The organism is Maritimimonas rapanae (genome assembly GCF_057837205.1).
Genome location: NZ_JBYQFI010000002.1, coordinates 666,237 through 689,235, shown reverse-complemented (window position 1 = coordinate 689,235; position 22,999 = coordinate 666,237). Strand labels below are relative to the sequence as shown.

Sequence of the window (22,999 nt, the reverse complement as noted above, 5' to 3'; positions counted from 1 at the left end):
CGCTGTAGACGTACTTGGAGTAGGTGCTGTAGCACTACCAGTACCTCCCGTAGATACCGTATACCATAATAAATTCGTACCTGTTGCTGTTAATGCACTCGCCGTATCTCCAACACAATATTCTACTGGTGTCGTTACCGTAGGTGCGGATGGTAAAGCGGGATCAGAAAGCGTAATATCTGATGAAGATCCTGAGCATCCTGATAAAGAAGGAATTATATTTGTATAGCTACCAGCATTTAGATTATCAATAATTACTTGTCCTCCAACAGTAGCTACAATATTTACCGATACTGGAGCCCCATCATCTAAATAATTAATTGTATATGTTTCACCTGCTGTTAAACCTGATAAAGTTATTGAACCAAACCCTCCACAAGTCGATGGGTTTGAGCTTCCAATAGTATAAGTAACATCTGGCACTGTTAAAGTGGCAGGAATAGAAATTGCATTATTACAAGAAAAAGCAGTATTAGTAACTATAACTTGATATTGATAACCATCTAAACTTTCGGTAACTCCAGTAACTGTTAATGTTGTTCCATCTACACCTGAATAAAAACCTCCGTTAGATAAATCAGTAAAACCTCCTCCAGTATCTACCTGCCATTGATACGTTAGGTTTGAGCCCGAAGCATTAACAGTAAAACTAGCATTATCACCTACACAAACTGTTTGACTTGACGGTTGTGGGTTACTAATTGTTGGAACCGAACCACCTTCAAGAAAATCTGGAGTTCCATTCGAATCTCCATCTGCTGGGGTTGTATATCCATCTACGACATTATCATCTATTACTAGCCCGTCTGAATTTACAACTGTAGTTACATCTCCTAAAATACCATCTCCATTCTGATCTGTAAAACCTGCTTCAATAACATCATCACAACCATCTCCATCAGAATCTAAATCAAAAATGTTTATTTCTCCATCTCCATCCGTATCCGTATTACAAACTAGAAAACTACTTGGGTCTGAACCGACAATAATTAATTTTCCATCACCTGCATCATTACTACCTATGTTATCATACACTCTTATAGAAGCAACATTTGATCCTAATGGCGCGAGTTGGTCTAAAGGTAATAGTGCAATTCCTAATTCTCCAGTACCTCCAGGAGTATGGTTTGCCTGAATTCCTGAGTTAATTAAATCTGAAACATTAACTGTTTGTGTTCCAATTAAATTGCCAGAAACATCATATGCTTCAAGAACATAACCGTTATTAACATGTCTTTCTGAAAGCCAAATAATACTCTCTCCATTAACATAAATGGGGGTATTATAGTGAAGTTCCCAGAATGCTGTTGTTCCAGCCAAGCCTGCTCCATTGAGTTCTTGCATCCAATTGATATCATTGGATTGAAATGCTTGCAAAATTTGATTGTTCCAGTCTGGAGTTGTTACATAATCATGAAGGGAATTACCATGCTGTAAATTTTCAGCATCACTTACTGTCATGCCTTGAGAGGCAAAATTTGATGTATAAGAATCAGGAAACTTAAATTCTGTATAAACAGTACCACTTACTGTTATGCTATTTAATACGATCGGGCCACCAGCACTACCTGTAGTGTTAAATGTTGCAGACGTAATAAATCCTGTTGTACCAAATTCTTCAAACTCACATTCGTCTATGTCTAAAATTCCATCATTATCATCATCTAAATCAGCAACATCTACTACACCATCATTATCATTATCATCACAAAGATTTATTGCTGCGCTTAAAAAAATTAGACTTGTATCAGCATAACTTGCTGTAGTTACACGACCTGTAGCAGTAACCGTTGGGGCGCCTGAACCATAAATACCATCATTATCTGGATCTGGGTTACTTATTACAGTAATGTATCTTTCATCTACATCTAGGCATCCGTCTCCATCACTATCTAGATCAAAGTGATTTGGTATTCCGTCATTGTCTGGATCAAGGTTTGTGCAGATTCCAAATCCATTAAGTGTACAATAATCTGGATCTAGATAATTTGGAATACCATCATTATCAAAATCTGCGCTTGGGTCAACACCATTTGATTCTGCTATATCTAAAATTCCATCATTATCATCGTCTTCATCAGTAACATCTGCAATACCATCATTATCATTATCAGCATCTATAAATGTATTTGGAGAAAATTCTGAAGTAGAATTACTAATAGTTGCGGTTGCAGTAATAATAGTTCCTAATGAAACACCTCCAGGTAATGGAATACTGAATTCAAAATAGTTTGTATTATCAGTATTGCCGTCTGGGTCTGTATAAGATGATGAAGCTCCGCTAAGATCTGAACCATTCCCCTCAACTAATGTTGTTAAATATGTTTGCCCCTCGCCATAATCTTGAGTTTGACCTATTTGATTATCTCCGCGAGCTGCACTGCCTTCAGATATATCTGATATAAAAAACTCTATTGTCGCCCCTGGTCTTGACCATCCTCTAAGAATAAGATTTCCTCCTTGAATAATTGGTGAACCATCAAAAACAGGAAAATTAATCGTTCCGTTTGGTCCGGTGTCTCCATCACCTGAATCATTTAGCGATACGCCATTATCAGAAATATCTATTCCTAAAGCATCTCCACTGGTTCCATTAGCATAAATTGAGTTCTGAGAGATTAAGTTACCTGAAGTAGTTCCTCCGCCTACGACTACTCCAGCATCACCATTATTATTTATGGTATTTAAACTTACGGAAGAATTACTGCCCAGCAATTCGATACCATTATCTGAATTCTGAGTTATATAATTGTTTGAAATCTGTCCTACACCGGCACTTGTTACTTCAACCCCATCTTCTAAAGCAGTTACAAAATTACCGTCTGCATTTACACCAATGTAATTCTCTGTAATTATTACAGGATTCGAACTCGTACCTGATTCTACACTTACACCATCATTACCATTTCCATAAATAGCCAAATTCCGTATGGTAACATCGTTTGCTTGAACTCTAAAAACATCACCTGAAGATGCGCCATTAATTTGAACTTCGGGTTCATTTACTCCTACAATTGTTCCAGTATTTGTATCTCCTATATTTGCAGTTTGTGTTCTGCCATCGATAAAAGTATTTGTATCTGTTATAGCTGGCAATTGTGTCGATTGTGTAATGGTGAAGATTCCTCCTGAGAAATTAGAATCTGAAGTTGGGATCATGAAAATCGAAGTATCTTCGCCAGCTGCCGGATTAAAAATACTGTTAGCTACTATATCTAAAGCTGTATTTCCTAAATTATTAGAGTTTTCAATAAATTGCCCTAAAGATCCTTGTCCAGTAGCATTTGTATTTACTATGGTATTGAAATTAAATCCAAAATCTAAATCAACTGCTCCTTCACTAGAAATAGATACGGTTGCAACAGATTGAGCTCCGGTAAGAGTGCCAGCTGCTATATCTTGACTACTTGGATTAGCGCCACCAACTTCATTTGTTACAGGATTAAGCGTACTAGATGAAAAATCTGCTCTATAGGTTTGTACTGGCCAACAAGTAGTGCAGCTTGAGCCACCTGTTCTTGTAGATTGTATGGTATTATTGACAACTCTTACACTATATGTTCCGTCTGCCATACCTCCAAAAAGGTATTCTCCATTCACATCTGTTACGTCGGTGTCAATTAGTGTTCCCGAATTATCATATAGTTCAACAGTTACTCCTTGTATTGGCACTCCACTTGAAGTTGTTTGATTTCTTCCAGCACCTCCACCATAATTAACATCTTCAAAAACTACTCCACCAATAAGGTTTGAAGGCACTTTTAATAATACAGAGTTTACAATTACTAAATCTTGACCAACTTGAACAGACGTAGTTGCTGTATTATCACCCTGTTGTATAAAAGTAGAAACATCATAAGTATCTAAGTCTACTCCGTAAGAGGTCGTATTATTTACAACTGGGGCGGCAGTATTGTCGTAGATTGTAGAATTAAATGGATTATTGACTGTTGTACCATTATTGTCGCCATCACCACTTAAAACTTGTGCCCCTCCTGAAGAAGGTGTAGTAAAAGTAAGTAATTCATTATTTGCTAAATCTAAATCTCCTTCCCAAGACAATACTGAAGTTTTTGCTCCCGAAGAACCAATTGCATAAAAGCCAGATAGTGTAAAATTTGTTGTAGCAAACTGCCCTCCATCAAAACCATTATAAAAATTAATAGATACGGCAGGCAACGTTGGTTCTTCATAAAAAACCATTAAAGACCAGCCACCTAATACTGTAGCTTGACTACAATAAGTACCAACATTATCAGTATTATCGATTGTAAGCCCTGTAAGCGTATATGTTTCGGTTGAAGGATTAGGGGTTGATAATATTATTGAAGTTACATCAGCAAGCATTCCATAAAAAAGCCGATTGTTTGAAGCTGTGTAACTATTAGCCTCTATTGCATTGACTGTTTGCCCTTCAAAAGTGACTTGCGTATCTGCCGTTTGATTAGAGTGTGCCCAAGCTAAGTAAGCTCTTCGAATAGTCGCTCCTGCAGGAATAGTTGTAGTAAGACCCACAGCAGTCGAAGTAGTATTTATACTACAAGGATTAGTTGCATTATCATTAGTTCTAAATGTTCCTCCTGTCACTCCATAATCAAAATAACCACTAAATTGTTCGTATAACGTTAGCGGAACATCATTTAGAATAACTTCGTCATCTACAATTGTACCCGTAGCAGTATCAGTAATATCAACAGAACCATCTGAAACTGAAGTAAATTGAATAGTGAAATTGGTATCACCATCATATAGTGTATTATCTATAATAGGTACATTAATAGTTTCTGTATCACCAACCGTTCCATTAAAACTTAATGTTCCTGTTGTAGTTGTATAGTCAGTACCTGCTACACCGGTTCCATCTACTGTAGTAAAGTTTACTGTGAAAGATCCAGATGCATTTACACCTGTATGAGTTACGGTAAATGAAGCAGTGCCCGCATTTTCATTAACAGATATATCATTTATTGTCATTGTTGGAGTTGGTAAAAAACCCGAATATTCTACTCCAAAATCAGAATTACCTTGATTATTAGTATTACAATCAAATCTATTTAATAACACCCTAACTTGGCCAGTAAAAGTAGGGATAAATGTTACTTGAGATCTAGTACCACAAAAATCATCATTTCCTCCTATACCAGCGCTAGTTGCATTATTAAAAACTGAAAGTTGTGTGTCGAATGTGCCATTGGCACATGTGCTTACTGTATATGTGCCTCCACTTACAACATTCATCAAAAAATAATCGCCTGCACCAATATTTCCTGTTGTTTGTGTAGTAGCTGTTGGGTTTACTGTTATGCCAGAATTAGTACCTCCAAAAGCACACTGTGTTTGTCCAAATATATTTGAAGAAAATAGAAATAATACAAAAACAAATATAAGAGCTCTTATATTTTGAAAATTACCCAAGGTTAGTTTACAATTTGGTTTACTGAGTATTGTTTTTACCATACACTACTTAAGAATGTTAGACTCTTAAATATTTTTACAAGTCACATTTTTAATATTTCTTTTTCTTAATATTCTAAATAGTTACTCCTATACTAAATTAGAACACCCTTAAAACCAAAAATCCCATAAAATATTACTTAGTAATATTGAAGGGAAATGTATTACTGTTTATCTTTTAAGTGATTAACACTTTTTCTTTAGCTTTTTATGTTATTCTATCAATGAAATTTGGCTTTAACTCCTTATTGATAAATTACACAAATATATATTTCAGATTTTACTCTGTTAACATTATGTTAATAACCTAAAAAAAATGTTGATAACTTGTTTTTCACACTATATAAAATAACGTTTTAAATTCTATTATAGTATTGAATTATTGATAGTTAATGCTCGCCATCACTATTAACAACATTTAAATTGATTTCTTATTTAAAATATTTCTAAATTACATTCTATTAGTGTAACTTTGCATTCTATAAAATTTGTAACAAATCAGGTATGATACAAGTTTCAGAAACAGCGAAAAAAAAGGTAGTTCAGTTAATGCAAGAAGATGGTTTTAATGCACAAACCGATTTTGTTCGCGTTGGTGTTAAGAGTGGTGGATGTTCTGGATTATCTTATGAATTGAATTTTGATAAAAGTAAAACAGAAACCGATAAGGTTTTTGAAGATAACAATATTAAAATAATAGTAGACAAAAAAAGCTTTTTATATTTAGTAGGAACCACTTTAGAATATTCAGGTGGTCTTAACGGAAAAGGATTTGTCTTTAACAACCCAAATGCCAATAGAACTTGTGGTTGTGGTGAGAGTTTTGCACTTTAATTTTTTGATAGCATGAGTAAGTATACCGAGGATGATTTAAAGAAAGAACTCGAAACCAAAGAGTATGAATATGGTTTTTATACAGATATAGAAGCTGACAAGTTTCCTATTGGTTTAAACGAAGATATTGTTCGAGCGATTTCTAAGAAAAAGAACGAGCCAGAATGGATGACCGAATGGCGCTTGGATGCTTTTCGTATCTGGCAAGAAATGAAGGAGCCTAATTGGGCGAATGTAAACTACCCTAAACCTGACTTTCAAAACATCTCTTATTATTCTGCCCCAAAACAAAAACCAGAATTAGAAAGTTTAGACCAAGTAGATCCTGAATTATTAAAAACATTCGAAAAATTAGGAATTTCTGTAGATGAACAAAAACGTTTGTCTAACGTAGCTGTGGATATAGTAATGGACTCTGTTTCTGTAGCTACAACTTTTAAAGAGACATTAGCAGAAAAAGGTATTATTTTCTGCCCAATTTCAGAAGCTATTCAAGAACATCCTGAACTAGTAAAAAAATACATTGGCTCTGTCGTGCCAAAAACCGATAATTTTTATGCTGCATTAAATAGTGCTGTATTTAGCGATGGTTCATTCTGCTATATCCCAAAAGGAGTAAAATGCCCAATGGAGCTATCTACTTATTTCCGTATTAACGAAGGTGGCACTGGTCAATTTGAACGTACATTGGTAGTTGCCGACAAGAGCAGTTACGTTAGTTATTTAGAAGGATGTACTGCCCCTGCCCGTGATGAAAATCAATTACATGCAGCCGTAGTTGAGCTAATAGCTTTAGACGACGCTGAAATAAAATATTCTACCGTTCAAAACTGGTTTCCTGGAGATAAAGAAGGAAAAGGTGGTGTTTTCAATTTCGTTACAAAACGTGGGTTGTGCGAAACAAATTCTAAAATTTCTTGGACACAAGTTGAAACTGGATCTGCAGTTACCTGGAAATATCCAAGTTGTATCTTAAAAGGCAATAATTCGGTAGGTGAATTTTATTCTATTGCTGTTACTAATAACTATCAACAAGCTGACACTGGCACTAAAATGATTCATTTGGGTAAAAACACCAAATCGACGATTATTTCTAAAGGTATTTCGGCTGGTAAATCACAAAATTCGTATAGAGGATTGGTACAAATAAATCAGCGTGCAGAAAATGCTCGCAATTTTTCGCAATGTGATTCTCTATTAATGGGTAATGAATGTGGCGCGCATACATTTCCGTATATCGAAACTAAAAATAAATCTGCTCAAGTTGAGCACGAAGCTACTACTTCAAAAATTGGCGAAGACCAATTATTTTATTGTAATCAACGTGGTATTGATACTGATAAAGCCATTGCTTTAATTGTAAACGGATTTAGTAAAGAAGTACTAAACAAATTACCAATGGAATTCGCTGTAGAAGCACAAAAACTATTGGAAATAAGCCTTGAAGGATCTGTTGGTTAATCTAAAACCTATCATCATGAAAAACATCATCATTTTATTTGCTGCTTTCGCATTTATTTCTTGTAAAAATTCTAAAAAAGAAGACCATGCAAATTTAGTAGAAGCTTCTAAACCTAAAGTAACTTTACATATTCTAGATGGCGGTGATATCTTAGTAAATAAATTAGAATTATTTTCTCAAGATACCACTTACCAAGGTCAATCTAAACAATTTACCGATGCTTATTACGTGATTTCTCATCCTAAAGGGAATTTAATGTGGGATGCTGGTTTGCCTGAAAATTTGATTGGTCTAGAGGAACCATTTACTGATCCAAGTGGCGCATTTACAATTTCTAGAAAAGATTCGCTAAACAATCAACTGAAAGCTATTAACATGTCAATAGACAGTATTGATTATATAGCATTATCACATCATCATTTCGATCATACTGGACATGCTAATTACTTAAAAAATGCTACTTGGTTAGTTCAAGAAAATGAATATAATTTCATAACAAACGATTCCGCTAAAGTTAAACAAGCTGGTATTTATAATTCTATAAAAGAGCTAACAAATACTAAACTATTGAATGGGGATTATGATGTGTTTGGTGATAGTACCGTTGTTATAAAATCTATGCCAGGCCATACCATTGGTCATCAAGTATTATATCTTGATCTAGGCTTAGAGCAACCTATTTTATTAACTGGCGATCTATACCATTTTGAAGAAAATAGAGCAACTAAAGGAGTACCATCATTTAATTATAATGTTGAACAGACTTTAAAAAGTATGGAGGATTTTGAAATCTTAGCTAAAGAAAAAAACGCTACTGTTTTTATACAACATTCTCCAAAAGATTTTAAACGATTAAAAGAACTTTTAAGCAAGCAATAGCTTAATTATTTATGATATGTTAGAAGTAAAGAATTTACATGCAAGTATAGAAGATAAAAGTATTCTAAAAGGAATTAATCTTAGCGTTAATCCAGGTGAGGTACATGCTATAATGGGCCCTAATGGCTCTGGAAAAAGTACGTTATCAGCAGTAATTGCAGGAAGAGAGGATTATGAGGTTACTGAAGGTGAAATTTCTCTTAACGGAGAAGATCTAGAAGATTTAGCTCCAGAAGAACGTGCGCATAAAGGTGTTTTTATGTCATTTCAATATCCTGTTGAAATTCCTGGTGTTACTGTTACCAACTTTATTAAAACTGCTATAAACGAAACTCGTAAGGCAAACGGAAAAGATGAGCTTCCCGCTAAGGATATGTTAAAGAAAATTCGTGAAACAGCAGAACTATTAGAAATAGATCGTAAGTTTTTATCTCGTTCATTAAACGAAGGATTTTCTGGCGGCGAAAAGAAACGTAATGAGATCTTTCAAATGGCAATGTTAGAACCGAAGTTGGCAATCTTAGATGAGACAGATTCTGGTTTAGACATAGATGCGTTAAAAGTTGTAGCCAACGGCGTTAATAAATTAAAAAGTGAAGATAATGCTGTGATTGTTATCACACATTATCAGCGTCTACTCGAATATATCGTACCTGATTTTGTACATGTTTTGCATGATGGTAAAATTGTAAAATCTGGCGGTAAAGAATTGGCGCTTGAGTTAGAAGAAAAAGGGTACGACTGGTTGAAATAATTGAAGATGGATTTAAAGGAAAAATTAGAAGCATCATTCTTAGCTTTTGAAAATAAAGTAAGTACAGACACAGATAGTTCTGTTCACGATATTCGCACAGAAGCTTTTGCACATTTTGAAGAAAACGGATTTCCGACTAAAAAAGATGAAGAATGGAAATATACTTCACTACGTTCTGTTCTAAAGCATGATTATAATGTATTTCCTGAGGCTGAAACAGCTCTAGAATATGCAGCTGTAAAAAAGTTTTTCCTACACGAAATAGAATCGTATAAAATTGTTTTTATTGATGGCGTTTACAGTTCTTTTTTATCTGAAACAACTCATGATGGCTATGATATTTGTTTAATTTCTGCCGCCTTAAAAAAGCCAAAATATAAAATGGTTATTGATCATTATTTCAATACCATTGCCTGCAAAAAAGACAGTATAACATCATTAAATACTGCATTTTCAAAAGAAGGTGCTTACATTCATATTCCAAAAAATACTGTACTACCAAAACCGATACAGATCGTTCATTTTTCTACTGGTAATGAGTCAGAAACCTTATTACAACCTCGTAATTTAGTAGTTGTTGGCGAAAATTCGCATGTGCAAATTATAGAACGTCATCAAAGTTTGAGTGAAAATGTTATTTTAACGAATTCGGTTACCGAAATATTTGCAAACAAACGTGCAATAGTTGATTATTACAAGATTCAGAATGATCATAAATCTGCTTCTCTAATTGACAACACCTATGTTAAACAACAGCAAAATAGCATTGTTTCGATAAATACGTTTTCGTTTGGTGGAAATCTTACACGCAATAATTTAGAATTTCATCAAGAAGGTGAACATATAACTTCTAACCTTAACGGAATTACAATTATTGGTGATAAGCAACACGTAGATAATCATACACTAGTACATCATAAATCTCCAAATTGCGAGAGTAATGAATTGTACAAAGGTATTTATGCCGATAAAGCTACTGGTGTTTTTAATGGAAAAGTGATAGTTGACAAAATAGCTCAAAAAATCAATGCTTTTCAGCAGAATAACAACATTCTAATGGATGATGGAGCGACTATCAATTCGAAACCACAATTAGAGATCTTTGCTGACGATGTTAAGTGCTCTCACGGTTGTACTATTGGTCAATTAGATGAAGAATCTTTATTTTACATGCGCTCACGTGGAATTCCTAAAAAAGAGGCGAAAGGATTGTTACTATATGCTTTTGCAAATGATGCATTAGAAAAGATTAAAATACCTGAACTTAAAGCAAGAATCACTAAACTAATTGCAAAAAAGTTAGGAGTTGATTTAGGGTTTGATCTTTAATTAATTGTTGAGGTAATACCTTTCAAAAATCCATTAAAATCCATAGAACTTAAGCCCATTCTTACGATTACCAAATCTTTAGATGGTACAATAAAAACACGTTGTCCTTGGTAACCGTTCGCAGAATACAAGTCTCTAGGCGCATTTGGGTAGTAACTACCTGCATTTAGCCAGAAATGCCCTCCATACCTGCTTTCAGAAGTATTGGTTGGTGTAGTAACATAATCAACCCAAGATTCATCAAATAGTTGTTGCTCATTCCAATTCCCTTTATGCAAATAGAGAAGACCAAATTTAGCCCAATCTCTTGGTGTTGCCCAACCATAAGAAGAGCCTACATAATTACCATCTAAATCAGTTTCAACCGTCATAGAATGCATACCAATCTTATCAATAAAATCAGCATACCAAAAATCTAAATATGCTTGATGTGAATTAAAATAGGATCGTGAAATATTAGAAAGCAAATTCGTTGTTCCAGAAGAGTAATTCCATGTTTCATTTGGTTTACCAACAAACTCTTTGCCTTCTTGTACTTTTCCCATATTAGTTGCTAAAAAAAGCATTTTAGTAATATCAGAAATATTATTATAATCCTCAATCCATTCTAAACCGCTATTCATTTGCAATAGATTATTTATGGTAATTTCAGAGCGATCATCATTCTTCCAAATTTCAATTGGGGCTTTATCACTAATACTTAACTTTCCTTGGCTTTGTAGAATTCCAAAAATGGTACTTGTTAAACTTTTGGTCATAGACCAACCCAATATTTTAGAATTTTTATCAAACCCATCAGCATATTTTTCAGCTATAATTTGATCTTTATATATTACTAAAACAGCTCGTGTTTTATTTAAACTATCAAATGCTTTATTTACTATGTTATTAAGTTCTTGATAATTGATGTTAGCAAAAACAGTATCCTTTTGAGGGAGATCTCCATAAGGATAGGATAAGTTAGTTTTAATTTTGGTTCTATTTGGAGCCAAAAAAGTTTCATTCTCGTTATAACCTTTTGGCACCAAAACACTCCCCAAACCTTCTCTATAAATTGCTTTTCTAGTAAGTAATCCGTAAACTGAAGCTGTTGTAGATTTATCTTCGGTATTAACTTCATCTGAGGCTAAATTAACTGGTGAAAAATTATTATCGTGCGAGTCAGTAAATTCAAAACTTCTTTCAGCAAGATAAACAGAAGAACTCATGTTTTTAGCAGAATATCCAGCTAAAATATTTAATCGTGGATATTGATTATAAACAAAATAAATCAACCCTAAAACAGCTAATAATAACAGATATTTAAAACCCTTTTTAATCATTCTTTAAAAGATAAATTCAATTGAAAACAAATATATATTAATCTAAGAAAAATCTACTTTGTTTTGTAAGTTTGTATTTAGAATGATTCTAAAAAAGATAGATGTTAGATATTGAGAAAATAAGGGCTGATTTTCCAATTTTACAACGTAAAGTGAATGGGCAACCATTGGTTTATTTTGACAATGCAGCAACCTCACAAACTCCTAAAGTTGTTATTGATAGTATTGTAGGCTATTATTCAAATTATAATGCAAATATACATCGTGGCGTGCATTCACTGAGTCAAGAAGCTACTGATAAATACGAAGATGCTCGAAAGAAAATCCAGCAGCATTTTAATGCTAAAAAAACACATGAAATTATTTTTACTTCGGGCACTACACATAGTATAAATTTAGTTGCCACAGGGTTTACAGAATTTCTTAAAAAGGGCGATGAAGTAATCGTTTCTGCTCTAGAGCATCATTCTAATATTGTGCCTTGGCAAATGTTATGTGAGCGAACTGGTGCTATACTTAAAGTAATCCCTATAAATCATGAAGGTGAATTACTAATGGATGTTTATGATAAATTACTTTCTGAAAAAACTAAATTGGTTTTTGTAAATCATATTTCAAATGCTTTAGGCACTATTAACCCTTTAGAAGAAATTATACAAAAAGCGCATCAAGTAGATGCAGCTGTTTTAGTTGATGGAGCTCAAGCTTGCCCTCACATTAAGCCCGATGTTCAGTCGCTTGATGTTGATTTTTATGTAGCTTCAGCTCATAAAATGTGTGGTCCAACTGGTGTTGGAATCCTTTACGGAAAGGAAAAATGGTTAAATAAATTACCTCCATATCAAGGTGGTGGCGAAATGATAGAAGAAGTAACTTTTGAAAAAACCACTTATGCGGGATTACCTCATAAATTTGAAGCCGGCACACCTAATATCTGTGGAGGTATTGCTTTCGGTGCAGCAATCGATTATATGAATAGTATTGGTTTCGAAAATATAGCTGCTTATGAAGAAGAACTACTTGAATTTGGCACCGAGAAATTGCTCGAAATAGAAGGATTGAAGATTTATGGAACTTCACCAAATAAAACTTCTGTCATTTCTTTTAATATTGAAGAAATTCATCCTTACGATATTGGTTCTATAGTAGATAAAATAGGGATAGCCGTTCGTACAGGTCATCACTGCGCGCAACCTATTATGGATTTCTATCAAATTTCTGGCACAGTACGTGCATCTTTTGCTTTTTACAATACCAAAGAAGAAATTCTTAAATTAGTAGACGCTGTTAAAAAGGCAAAACAAATGTTAAATTAAAATTATGTACAAATTATTTTCTTTATTATTTCTAATATTTCTTATCACATCTTGTGATGAAAAAAAAGTTATTTACGTTGCTGATCACCTTACTGATTGTGATGGTGTGGCTTCTCAAAAATGCATGAAAATAAAAGAAAATAAAGAAGAAGATTGGACGCTATTTTATGATGAAATAGAGGGGTTTGATTATAAAGAAGGTTTTACTTACAAGCTCGAAGTAAATATAAGTAAAGTTGATAATCCACCAGCAGATGGTTCAAGCTTAAAGTACAAGTTAGTTAAAGTTATTTATCAAGAACCTAACGAACAAAAAGCAAAAAATGTTCAAGGGTTGTCTGGTGCATGGAAAGTAAACCAAATGATAGATATGGATTCTCTAGCAGTAACACCTACCTTAACATTTAAAGATGGAAAAGTTTCTGGAAACGCTGGGTGTAATTCTTATGGAGCAAGTTATACTATAAAAGATAATACCATTTCTATTGGATTGGCTATGGCTACCAAGATGTATTGTACGAATATGAATGTAGAAAAAGCTTTTTTTAATTGTTTACAAAAAGCGAAGTCTTATAAAATTGATGGTGAAAAACTTATTATTTATGCTGAGGATAATGAAGAACTTCTAGCTTGTAATTTAGTAACTGAATAATTTTACTTTCTACCAAAATCTGCAGGAATTTCACCCCATGCCTTGGTTTGCCATTTTAATATCTTATTATTATACGAGTTTGATTTTAACCATTTTAAAGCTCTATCAATTAATTCAAACAACTTTTTATTCTCTTTATTTTTTTCAACCTTAGTATTAATATATTTTTTCTGAACCCAGTTTATTGCAATCTTACTATCTGAGTAAATTGGAAGGTCTAAACGATGTTTTTTACAATAGGCTAATGCATGAACCAAGGCTAAAAATTCCATGATATTATTACTTCCTTTTTTAAAAGGGCCTTCTAAAAAAAGTTCGGTTTTTGTATCAGTATAAACTCCTTGATACTCTGAATCTCCTTTTTTATTACAAGCGCCATCTACAGAAATACTATTTAAAATCGGATTACCATAAGCTCTTTTTTCTGCTTCTGTTAATTTTACTTTTTTTGTGTTCTTTCCTTTATAATCCTCATAATTTCTGCTAAATGCCTCCTTAGCTTCTGACTCACTTAAAAAAGACTTATACTGCGCGCCTTTAAAGCCATCTATTTGCTCTTTACAATCTACCCAAGTTTTAAATATACCCGTTTTATGGCCTCGCCAAACCACATAAAATTTATTCTTAGCCATTAGTGTTTTTTATAACTTCTTCAATTATTTTAGGAAAATACTCATATTCTAATTCATGTACTTTGTTCGCTACATTTTCTGGTGTGTCATTTTCATCCAACTTAACAGATGCTTGAAAAATAATAGCTCCGTCATCATAATTTTCATTCACATAATGTATTGTAATACCCGTTTCAGCTTCATTATTTTCAACTACAGCTTTATGAACATTCATCCCATACATTCCTTTTCCACCATATTTTGGTAATAGAGCTGGATGAATATTAATGATTTTATTAGGAAAAGCTTCAACGATCTTTTTTGGAACACGCCATAAGAATCCGGCAAGAATAATAAAATCTGCTTTTTCTTTCAACAGGTTTAATATAGAATTTTCTGACAAAAAATCATCTTTTGTAAATGTTAATATACTGACATTATGATTTTTAGCTCTTTTCAAAACTTTGGCATGTTCATTGTTAGAAAGCACTCGAACAACGGTTGCAATAGCACTATCTTTAAAATGCTTTATGATGTTCTCTGCATTAGTGCCAGAACCAGAAGCAAAAATCACAATACGTTTCATAAAAAAGTGCTATAAAATTGTTTTCGCAAAAAAAAGAATTATTATTAACAATTGAAGTTTAATTAAAGTAAAAATTTGAACATTTTTTTATAAATTAGACCTCATATTTTCGCGGTAAAAGGTTGTATTAAACCAAAGTTTTATATTTTTGCCCCGATTTTAAATTTAAAAATTAGAAAATTATGTCAGACATTGCATCAAGAGTAAAGGCGATTATCGTTGATAAATTAGGAGTTGACGAAAATGAAGTAACTACTGAAGCTAACTTTACGAACGATTTAGGAGCAGATTCATTAGACACTGTTGAGTTAATTATGGAATTCGAAAAAGAATTCGATATTCAAATTCCAGATGACCAAGCAGAAAATATTGGAACTGTTGGTCAAGCAATAAGCTATATAGAAGAAGCTAAGAAGTAATCTAACGATACTTATCAAACTACGAGCATCACCACGGTGATATGCTCGTAGTTCTTTATAACAACTAACCTAACTAATTTACATATTTAATATGGCATTAAAACGAGTGGTTGTAACTGGGCTTGGAGCCTTAACGCCAATAGGAAATAATATTGAAGAGTACTGGAACAGCTTGATTAATGGAAAAAGCGGAGCTGCACCAATTACTTATTTCGATACAGAAAAATTCAAAACTCGTTTTGCTTGTGAGGTCAAAAATTTTACCGCTACTGACTTTCTTGATAGAAAAGAAGCTCGTAAAATGGATAAATTCACACAGTATGCCATGGTTTCATCAGACGAAGCTATTAAAGATGCTGGTCTCGATTTAGATACTATTAATAAACTTCGTGTAGGGGTAATTTGGGGCGCTGGTATAGGTGGTCTCGAAACTTTTCAAGATGAAGTTTTAAATTATTCTAAAGGAGACGGAACCCCAAGATTTAATCCTTTCTTTATTCCTAAAATGATTGCAGATATTGCTCCTGGTAATATCTCTATCAAACATGGATTTATGGGGCCAAATTATACAACAGTTTCGGCATGTGCGTCTTCAGCAAATTCTATGATAGATGCCCTAAATTATATTCGTTTAGGTCATTGTGATGTAGTTGTAACTGGAGGTAGCGAAGCCGCTGTTACTATTGCCGGCATGGGAGGGTTTAATGCTATGCATGCTTTATCAACAAGAAATGAAAGTCCTGAAACTGCATCGAGACCTTTTGATGCTACTAGAGATGGTTTTGTCTTAGGTGAAGGTGCTGGCGCAATTATTCTTGAGGAATATGAATATGCCAAAGCTCGAGGTGCAAAAATTTATGCCGAAGTTTTAGGTGGCGGATTATCTTCAGATGCTTATCATATGACAGCTCCGCATCCTGAAGGAATTGGTGTTATGGCTGTAATGCGAAATTGTTTAGAGAATGCTGGTATAAGCCCAAAAGAAGTAGACCATATTAATACACATGGTACATCTACCCCGCTTGGCGACGTAGCCGAATTAAAAGCAATCAAAGAAGTTTTTGGTGATCATGCTAAAAACATCAATATCAATTCAACAAAATCAATGACAGGTCATCTATTGGGTGCTGCTGGTGCTATTGAAGCTATTGCTTCTATTTTATCAATAGAAAACGGAATTGTTCCACCAACAATTAATCACACCACTGTAGATGAAAACATTGATCCAGAATTAAATCTAACGCTAAATAAAGCTCAAAAACGCGATGTAAAAATTGCTATGAGTAATACTTTTGGTTTTGGAGGCCATAATGCTTGTGTTTTATTTAAAAAAATTGATGGATAGAACTAATAAATGAATTTTATAAAAAAAATAATACAATCTCGCTCTAAACAAGACGAGATTTTTTTTGCAGAAATTCAAAATATTATTGGTTTTAAACCTAATAAATTACGCCACTACAAAAAGGCCTTTACACATAGTTCATTAAAAAAAACCGCCTCAGATGGCAAGCCTCTTAATTATGAACGATTAGAATTTTTAGGTGATGCTATACTAGGTGCTGTAATTGCTCATTTCTTATTTAAAAAAATTCCTCAAGGTACTGAAGGCTATTTAACACAAATGCGTTCAAAAATTGTTAGTAGAGAGCACTTAAACGAAATTGGACGAGATCTTGGATTAATAAGGTTTGTTATTAGTAATGTACCTAAACAAAATTTTGGAGACAATGTTCATGGTAATATCTTTGAAGCGCTTGTAGGGGCTATTTTTCTTGATAAAGGTTATAAATATGCTGTACGATTTATCTACAGAGTAGTGATCGAACCTTATGTAGATATTGAACGCCTCGAAGGGAAAATTACCAGCTACAAGAGTTTATTAATCGAATGGTCTCAGAAACAAAAAAGACGTGTAAAATATGATGTTTATGAAGATACCGGTAACGATTCTCTTAAGCATTTTAGCGTAAAGCTTTATTTAGACGAAGATGTTGTCTCAAAAGGGCGAGCAACTTCAAAGAAAAAGGCTGAAGAAATTGCCTCTAAGCGAGCATATTATAAGCTACAGAATATAATTTCTCTGTCTTAATTGATGCTATAACGTTTTCGTTAAAATTATCTGATCGTAAAAAAACAATACTTATTTTAGCATAAAATAGTAGTATGTCTAAAGTAGTAGTATTAAATTATGAAGATGATCATGATTATAACCTAATAGGTATACATACTTCTTTAGAAGATTATAGACTAGCTTTTTTTCTGAATAATTCTTTAAGTACTTGTTTAGAACGATATCATCAAGATCTAGATTTTGGTTCGAATTCTAATTCTTTTTCACTGTACACATTTGATTGTCAGCAAACATTCAATTATTGGTCTTTAATTTCAAATAAGCATGATTTTATATCAGAAAATACTTCTACAAATCCTCTTTTTGAAAATGGGTATCAAACATCATCATTAATCCAAGAAAAAAAGCAGGTTGATTATTTTTTAAAAATTGAGGGAGATATGAATAATCTCCAACTTGAAAAAATAATTTCAAAAATTAATAGCATTAAAAACATTATTACATCATATTCAATTAACCCACAAACCTTAAAATCGAAAGATTTTTTAATTTTCTAAATATGCGTAATCGTAAAAAAACAAAAATAGTAGCCACGCTAGGTCCTGCCTGTAACGATAAGGATATCATGGAAGAAATGATGACCGTTGGTGTGAATGTTTTTAGAATAAATTTTTCACATGCTATTCATGAAAATGTTGAGCAAAAAATAAAAGAAATAAGAGAAATCAATAAACGTAGAGGTTATAACGTAGCTGTATTAGCAGATTTACAAGGGCCAAAACTTCGTGTTGGTGTGATGGGTGAAAAAATAAAGCTTAAAAAAGGTGATGATTTTACATTTACTACAGAAGAATGTGAAGGAACAAAAGACAAAGCTTATATGACTTACCAAAATTTTCCTAATGATGTAAACCCGGGTGAACAAATTTTAGTTGATGATGGTAAATTATTATTTGAGGTTTTAGAAACAGATGGAGAAAAAAATGTAAAAACTAAAGTTTTACGAGGCGGAAAGTTAAAATCTAAAAAAGGTGTTAATCTACCTAATACCAACATTTCCCTTCCTGCATTGACTGAAAAAGATGTAAAAGATGCTCTTTTTGCAATTAAAATGGAGGTTGATTGGATTGCTTTATCTTTTGTACGAAACACTCAAGATGTTATCGACCTAAGAGAGTTAATAGATAAGCATTCAGATCATAAAATTCCTATAATAGCCAAAATTGAAAAACCTGAAGCTATAGATAATATAAAAAAGATTACAGCACATTGTGATGGTTTAATGGTGGCTCGAGGGGATTTAGGAGTAGAAGTTGACATGGAACGCGTTCCGCTAATTCAGAAAAAATTAGTGCTTCAAGCAAAAAAATCTAGAATACCAGTTATTATCGCAACTCAAATGATGGAAAGTATGATAACAAGTCAGGTTCCAACTCGTGCTGAGGTAAATGATGTTGCTAATTCAATTATGGATGGTGCAGATGCAGTAATGCTTTCAGGTGAAACCTCAGTTGGTGAATTTCCAATTGAAGTTATTAGAAAGATTAGAAGAATTATTGAAAGTGTTGAGGATTCACCATTAATAATAAAACCTGAATCTTTCATTCAAAGTGTTAATGACCGCTTTATATCAAAAACTGTTTGTCATCAAGCAGCAATGATGGCTGATCAAATAGGTGCTACAGTTATTTCAACATTGACCAACAGTGGTTATACGGCTTTTCAAATTTCGGCATGGCGACCAAAGACTCATATTCTTGCATTTTCTAATAACCGCAGAATATTAGCCATGTTAAATTTACTTTGGGGTGTTAAAGCTTTATATTATGACAAGCTAGTGAGTACTGATGATACAGTAGAAGACATCAATTTAATTGCAAAAGAAAAAGGATATGCTAAAGAAAATGATTACGTAATTAATTTAACTTCTATGCCTGTACAAGCACAAGGTATGGTAAATACATTACGTATAAGTCAAATTGATTAAATTTACATTTTAATCAAATATATGCGTAAAGTCCTTTTCGGAGTTGTAATTACTTTAATTATTCTTTTTGTTTTTAGATACTGCGAAAACAGAAATGAAGATAAAATAATCCTAAAAGAAAATTCAGCTTTAATACAACAGCAACTCAAAAATGTTGGAAAACTTGTTGTTACCGAAGGCCATTTTAGTGAAGTTTTTAATTATAAAAATTCTAAAGATTTATTTGGTAATTATTTTACTGCAGAAAAAAAAGCACTAATTGTTGTTAATGCAGATGTAACAGTATCTTATGATCTTGGCAAAATAGATTATCGCTTAGACGAAGAAAATAAAGTGTTACATATTTTGTCAATTCCTGAGGAGGAAATAAAAATTAATCCTGATTTTGAATATTATGATGTTCAGGCCGATTTTTTTAACCCTTTTAAAGCAAAAGATTATAATGATATAAAGGAAACTGTAAAGAAATCCCTCTCCAAAAAAATAGAAAATTCTTCACTAAAAACAAACGCAAAAAGCAGGCTTATTAGTGAATTAGGAAAATTTTATATACTCACTAATTCTCTAGGATGGAAGCTAATCTATAACGAAACTACAATTGATCAAATTTCTGATTTTGAAAAAATAAAACCTTGAGTTTGAAAATAGAAACGCGCAAACAAGAGATCATTCAAACTGCTGCAAGTTTGTTTAAAGAAAAGGGCTACAGCGCTGTAACTATGCGTGATTTAGCAGGTGAAATGGGCATTAAAGCGGCAAGCCTTTACAATCATATTAACTCGAAGCAAGATATTCTAAAAAGTATTATCATTTCCATTGCAGAAGAATTTACAAAAGGCATGGATGTTATCAAAAATTCAGATAAAAGTAGCATCGAAAAGCTAAAGCAAATTATTAAACTACATGTTGATATTACCTCTAATAATACTTTTGGAATGGCATCTTTAAATAACGATTGGATGCATTTAGAGGAACAACTAGATTACTATTTAGAACTTCGTCATAATTACGAAGATAATTTTAGAGCTATAATTAAGGACGGTATTGAATTGGGTGATCTAAAAAATGAAAACCCCGAAACAATACTGTTTTCTATACTAACAACACTTAGGTCTTTATATTTATGGATTCCCAAGAAAGAAGACCTCAACCCAGAAGAATTAGCGCAAAACCTAAGTCAAATCCTTATCAACGGCATTAACAAATAATTGCTAAATATTTCGTAAATTTGTCAATTAAACTAACAAATGTTAGTTTAATGTTTACAGGATAAATATGGCAGAATTTTACAACTTAAAAGTTGCAGATATATATAAAGAAACTGAGGATACTTCTGTGGTTACTTTCGAAATTCCTTTAAAATTACAAGAAAATTTTAAGTTTAGGCATGGGCAGCATCTAACTCTCAAAACAAATATTAACGGAGAAGATGTGCGTCGCTCTTACTCTTTATGCTCTAGCCCTATAGACAATCAATGGAAAGTAGCTGTAAAACAAATTCCAGGGGGTAAATTTTCAACTTTTGTTAATCAAGATTTAAAAGTTGGTGATGAACTAGAAGTAATGGCTCCGAGTGGTACATTTGGCGTAAACTGCAATCCAGAAAAACCAAAAAATTATCTGTTTTTTGCAGCGGGAAGTGGTATTACACCAATTCTTTCGATGATTAAAACGCACTTAGCCATTGAGCCTAATTCAACATGTAAATTGTTTTATGTCAATAAAACAGCAAAATCCATTATCTTTAAAGAAGCGTTAGAACAATTAAGAAATAAGTATTTCGGTAGGCTAGAAATCTATTACTTTTTAACTAAAGAACGTAGAGATATTGATTTGTTTAATGGACGATTTGATGATGAAAAAATGAAAGTTCTTACAAAGACCTTTATTGACATTCCTGATACGAGTGAAGTTTTTCTTTGCGGTCCAGAACAGATGGTTAATTATGTAAGTGAGTATTTAGTTAATGACGGTTTACCTAAAGAATTGGTACATTTCGAACTATTTGTCACAGGGCTTTCTGAAGAAGATATAAAGAGAGCAGAGCGGCTAGCTAAACAAAATATAGAAGGAGTAGAAGTTACTATTGTTGATGGTGGAAAGGAGTTTGAATTCACAATGACAAAGGAATATGATAATATTCTCGATGCAGCTTTAAGCGCTGGAGCTGACTTACCATTTGCTTGCAAAGGCGGTGTTTGTAGTACTTGCAAATGTCAGATTGTGGAAGGTGATGTTGAAATGAAAATCAACTATGCTCTTGAAGATAAAGAAGTTGCTCAAAATTTTGTGCTAAGTTGTCAAGCAGTGCCAACTTCAGAAAAAGTAATAGTCGATTTCGATGTATAAAATAAAACTCAATATTATGAGTGAAGAACAAATAAAAACCTTAGAAGAACATTTTGAAGCACGTATTGCACGTGATGAAAAAATTGAGCCTAAAGATTGGATGCCAGAAAAGTATCGCAAAACGCATATTAGGCAGATGTCTCAACATGCGCATTCAGAAATTATTGGGATGCTACCTGAAGGTAATTGGATTACTCGTGCTCCATCATTACGCCGTAAAGTGGCTTTATTGGCAAAAGTTCAAGATGAAGCCGGTCATGGTTTATACTTATATTCTGCTACAGAAACCCTGGGGATTTCAAGAGAAGAGCTTTATGAACAATTACATACTGGGAAAGCAAAATACTCTAGTATTTTTAATTACCCAACGTTAACATGGGCAGATATGGGAGCTATAGGCTGGTTAGTGGATGGTGCTGCCATTATTAACCAAGTGCCATTATGTAACACATCATACGGACCATACGCAAGAGCAATGATTCGTGTTTGTAAAGAAGAAAGTTTTCACCAACGTCAAGGCTATGAGATTATGATAAAGTTGGCCAATGGCACGCCTGAGCAAAAAGAAATGGCTCAAGATGCATTAAACAGATGGTGGTGGCCAAGTTTAATGATGCTCGGACCAACTGATGATAAATCTGTTCACACGGCACAATCCATGAAATGGAAATTAAAGCGTAAAACTAATGATGAATTACGTCAGCAGTTCATTGACCAAACGGTTCCTCAAGCAAATTTAATAGGATTAACAATTCCTGACCCAGATTTAAAATGGAACGAAGAACGCGGTAGTTATGATTTCGGAGAAATTAATTGGGATGAATTCTGGCAGGTAGTCAAAGGTCATGGACCAATGAATAAAGAACGAATGAAAGCAAGAGTTGGCGCATGGGAGCGTGGCGAATGGGTTCGTGACGCCGCCATGGCTTATGCAGAGAAGAAAAATAAAAGAAAACAAGCAGTTTAAAAGA

General features: G+C 33.3%; 20 protein-coding genes. 16 read left to right on the top strand and 4 right to left on the bottom strand.

The genetic code is table 11. The annotated features are described in order from the left end of the window. Positions 1-5,457: Calx-beta domain-containing protein (locus AC3IF2_RS13190; RefSeq protein WP_489168002.1), on the bottom strand; the 5,457-nt coding region annotated here is incomplete at its 3' end. Between the two features lie 501 nt (positions 5,458-5,958). Here AC3IF2_RS13190 and AC3IF2_RS13185 point away from each other — a divergent pair. The 5 genes from AC3IF2_RS13185 to sufD are packed head-to-tail and all read left to right on the top strand — an operon-like array spanning position 5,959 to position 10,712. After that, positions 5,959-6,288, top strand: coding sequence for a HesB/IscA family protein (locus AC3IF2_RS13185; protein ID WP_489168001.1), 330 nt, complete (start codon positions 5,959-5,961; stop codon positions 6,286-6,288). A 12-nt stretch (positions 6,289-6,300) separates the two neighbouring features. Then, positions 6,301-7,749, top strand: coding sequence for a Fe-S cluster assembly protein SufB (gene sufB / locus AC3IF2_RS13180; protein ID WP_489167999.1), 1,449 nt, complete (start codon positions 6,301-6,303; stop codon positions 7,747-7,749). 16 nt (positions 7,750-7,765) lie between these two features. Then, complete coding sequence (locus tag AC3IF2_RS13175) at positions 7,766-8,629, top strand: N-acyl homoserine lactonase family protein (protein ID WP_489167997.1); 864 nt, start codon at positions 7,766-7,768, stop codon at positions 8,627-8,629. A 16-nt stretch (positions 8,630-8,645) separates the two neighbouring features. Beyond that, entirely contained in the window at positions 8,646-9,383 is a 738-nt protein-coding gene (gene sufC / locus AC3IF2_RS13170) for a Fe-S cluster assembly ATPase SufC (RefSeq protein WP_489167995.1), read from the top strand. 6 nt (positions 9,384-9,389) lie between these two features. Next, positions 9,390-10,712 (top strand): Fe-S cluster assembly protein SufD, encoded by a 1,323-nt coding sequence (gene sufD / locus AC3IF2_RS13165; RefSeq protein ID WP_489167993.1) that lies wholly within the window; start codon positions 9,390-9,392, stop codon positions 10,710-10,712. Here sufD and AC3IF2_RS13160 read toward each other — a convergent pair. Next, a complete protein-coding gene (locus AC3IF2_RS13160; RefSeq protein ID WP_489167991.1) occupies positions 10,709-12,034 on the bottom strand; it encodes a serine hydrolase domain-containing protein in 1,326 nt (441 codons plus the stop codon). The genes sufD and AC3IF2_RS13160 overlap by 4 nt on opposite strands. Positions 12,035-12,135: 101 nt before the next feature. Between AC3IF2_RS13160 and AC3IF2_RS13155 the strand changes: the two genes are divergently transcribed. Together AC3IF2_RS13155 and AC3IF2_RS13150 are read left to right on the top strand one after the other, a co-directional pair. Continuing rightward, positions 12,136-13,350, top strand: coding sequence for an aminotransferase class V-fold PLP-dependent enzyme (locus AC3IF2_RS13155; RefSeq protein WP_489167989.1), 1,215 nt, complete (start codon positions 12,136-12,138; stop codon positions 13,348-13,350). 4 nt (positions 13,351-13,354) lie between these two features. After that, entirely contained in the window at positions 13,355-14,002 is a 648-nt protein-coding gene (locus tag AC3IF2_RS13150) for a DUF4377 domain-containing protein (RefSeq protein WP_489167988.1), read from the top strand. Positions 14,003-14,004: 2 nt separating this feature from the next. Here the strand turns inward: AC3IF2_RS13150 and AC3IF2_RS13145 are convergent, their stop codons facing one another. Then, positions 14,005-14,634, bottom strand: coding sequence for a ribonuclease H1 domain-containing protein (locus tag AC3IF2_RS13145; protein WP_489167987.1), 630 nt, complete (start codon positions 14,632-14,634; stop codon positions 14,005-14,007). Next, positions 14,627-15,199: a phosphoribosylglycinamide formyltransferase gene (purN, locus tag AC3IF2_RS13140; protein WP_489167985.1), complete on the bottom strand. Its 573-nt coding sequence runs from the start codon at positions 15,197-15,199 to the stop codon at positions 14,627-14,629. Before purN ends, AC3IF2_RS13145 begins: the two co-directional genes overlap by 8 nt. Before the next feature lie 182 nt (positions 15,200-15,381). On the opposite strand from purN, the gene AC3IF2_RS13135 reads away from it, so the two are divergent. The 9 genes from AC3IF2_RS13135 to paaA all read left to right on the top strand — a co-directional run bounded on the left by AC3IF2_RS13135 (position 15,382) and on the right by paaA (position 22,995). Further along, positions 15,382-15,618: an acyl carrier protein gene (locus tag AC3IF2_RS13135; protein WP_480195612.1), complete on the top strand. Its 237-nt coding sequence runs from the start codon at positions 15,382-15,384 to the stop codon at positions 15,616-15,618. A 91-nt stretch (positions 15,619-15,709) separates the two neighbouring features. Then, positions 15,710-16,963 carry a beta-ketoacyl-ACP synthase II gene (gene fabF / locus AC3IF2_RS13130; protein WP_489167983.1) on the top strand — a complete coding sequence of 418 codons (1,254 nt, stop codon included), beginning with the start codon at positions 15,710-15,712 and terminating at the stop codon, positions 16,961-16,963. 9 nt (positions 16,964-16,972) lie between these two features. Then, positions 16,973-17,710, top strand: a complete 738-nt coding sequence (gene rnc, locus AC3IF2_RS13125) for a ribonuclease III (RefSeq protein WP_489167982.1) — start codon at positions 16,973-16,975, stop codon at positions 17,708-17,710. A 74-nt stretch (positions 17,711-17,784) separates the two neighbouring features. Further along, positions 17,785-18,249: an IPExxxVDY family protein gene (locus AC3IF2_RS13120; RefSeq protein ID WP_489167981.1), complete on the top strand. Its 465-nt coding sequence runs from the start codon at positions 17,785-17,787 to the stop codon at positions 18,247-18,249. A gap of 2 nt (positions 18,250-18,251) precedes the next feature. Continuing rightward, entirely contained in the window at positions 18,252-19,679 is a 1,428-nt protein-coding gene (pyk, locus tag AC3IF2_RS13115) for a pyruvate kinase (protein WP_489167980.1), read from the top strand. A gap of 21 nt (positions 19,680-19,700) precedes the next feature. Further along, positions 19,701-20,315, top strand: a complete 615-nt coding sequence (locus AC3IF2_RS13110) for a DUF4230 domain-containing protein (protein WP_489167979.1) — start codon at positions 19,701-19,703, stop codon at positions 20,313-20,315. A gap of 2 nt (positions 20,316-20,317) precedes the next feature. Then, positions 20,318-20,887: a TetR/AcrR family transcriptional regulator gene (locus AC3IF2_RS13105; protein ID WP_489167977.1), complete on the top strand. Its 570-nt coding sequence runs from the start codon at positions 20,318-20,320 to the stop codon at positions 20,885-20,887. A gap of 67 nt (positions 20,888-20,954) precedes the next feature. After that, positions 20,955-22,028, top strand: a complete 1,074-nt coding sequence (gene paaE, locus AC3IF2_RS13100; RefSeq protein ID WP_489167975.1) for a 1,2-phenylacetyl-CoA epoxidase subunit PaaE — start codon at positions 20,955-20,957, stop codon at positions 22,026-22,028. A gap of 16 nt (positions 22,029-22,044) precedes the next feature. Further along, positions 22,045-22,995, top strand: a complete 951-nt coding sequence (paaA, locus tag AC3IF2_RS13095) for a 1,2-phenylacetyl-CoA epoxidase subunit PaaA (protein WP_489167973.1) — start codon at positions 22,045-22,047, stop codon at positions 22,993-22,995. Positions 22,996-22,999: the final 4 nt, after the last annotated feature.

Bases quoted from the DNA above. Each gene is read 5' to 3' on its own strand.
- sufD (WP_489167993.1), top strand. From the start codon at position 9,390: ATGGATTTAAAGGAAAAATTAGAAGCATCATTCTTAGCTTTTGAAAAT.
- AC3IF2_RS13110 (WP_489167979.1), top strand. From the start codon at position 19,701: ATGCGTAAAGTCCTTTTCGGAGTTGTAATTACTTTAATTATTCTTTTT.
- AC3IF2_RS13175 (WP_489167997.1), top strand. From the start codon at position 7,766: ATGAAAAACATCATCATTTTATTTGCTGCTTTCGCATTTATTTCTTGT.
- AC3IF2_RS13120 (WP_489167981.1), top strand. From the start codon at position 17,785: ATGTCTAAAGTAGTAGTATTAAATTATGAAGATGATCATGATTATAAC.
- fabF (WP_489167983.1), top strand. From the start codon at position 15,710: ATGGCATTAAAACGAGTGGTTGTAACTGGGCTTGGAGCCTTAACGCCA.
- AC3IF2_RS13135 (WP_480195612.1), top strand. From the start codon at position 15,382: ATGTCAGACATTGCATCAAGAGTAAAGGCGATTATCGTTGATAAATTA.
- rnc (WP_489167982.1), top strand. From the start codon at position 16,973: ATGAATTTTATAAAAAAAATAATACAATCTCGCTCTAAACAAGACGAG.
- pyk (WP_489167980.1), top strand. From the start codon at position 18,252: ATGCGTAATCGTAAAAAAACAAAAATAGTAGCCACGCTAGGTCCTGCC.
- paaA (WP_489167973.1), top strand. From the start codon at position 22,045: ATGAGTGAAGAACAAATAAAAACCTTAGAAGAACATTTTGAAGCACGT.
- paaE (WP_489167975.1), top strand. From the start codon at position 20,955: ATGGCAGAATTTTACAACTTAAAAGTTGCAGATATATATAAAGAAACT.
- sufC (WP_489167995.1), top strand. From the start codon at position 8,646: ATGTTAGAAGTAAAGAATTTACATGCAAGTATAGAAGATAAAAGTATT.
- purN (WP_489167985.1), bottom strand. From the start codon at position 15,199: ATGAAACGTATTGTGATTTTTGCTTCTGGTTCTGGCACTAATGCAGAG.
- sufB (WP_489167999.1), top strand. From the start codon at position 6,301: ATGAGTAAGTATACCGAGGATGATTTAAAGAAAGAACTCGAAACCAAA.
- AC3IF2_RS13160 (WP_489167991.1), bottom strand. From the start codon at position 12,034: ATGATTAAAAAGGGTTTTAAATATCTGTTATTATTAGCTGTTTTAGGG.
- AC3IF2_RS13185 (WP_489168001.1), top strand. From the start codon at position 5,959: ATGATACAAGTTTCAGAAACAGCGAAAAAAAAGGTAGTTCAGTTAATG.
- AC3IF2_RS13155 (WP_489167989.1), top strand. From the start codon at position 12,136: ATGTTAGATATTGAGAAAATAAGGGCTGATTTTCCAATTTTACAACGT.
- AC3IF2_RS13150 (WP_489167988.1), top strand. From the start codon at position 13,355: ATGTACAAATTATTTTCTTTATTATTTCTAATATTTCTTATCACATCT.
- AC3IF2_RS13145 (WP_489167987.1), bottom strand. From the start codon at position 14,634: ATGGCTAAGAATAAATTTTATGTGGTTTGGCGAGGCCATAAAACGGGT.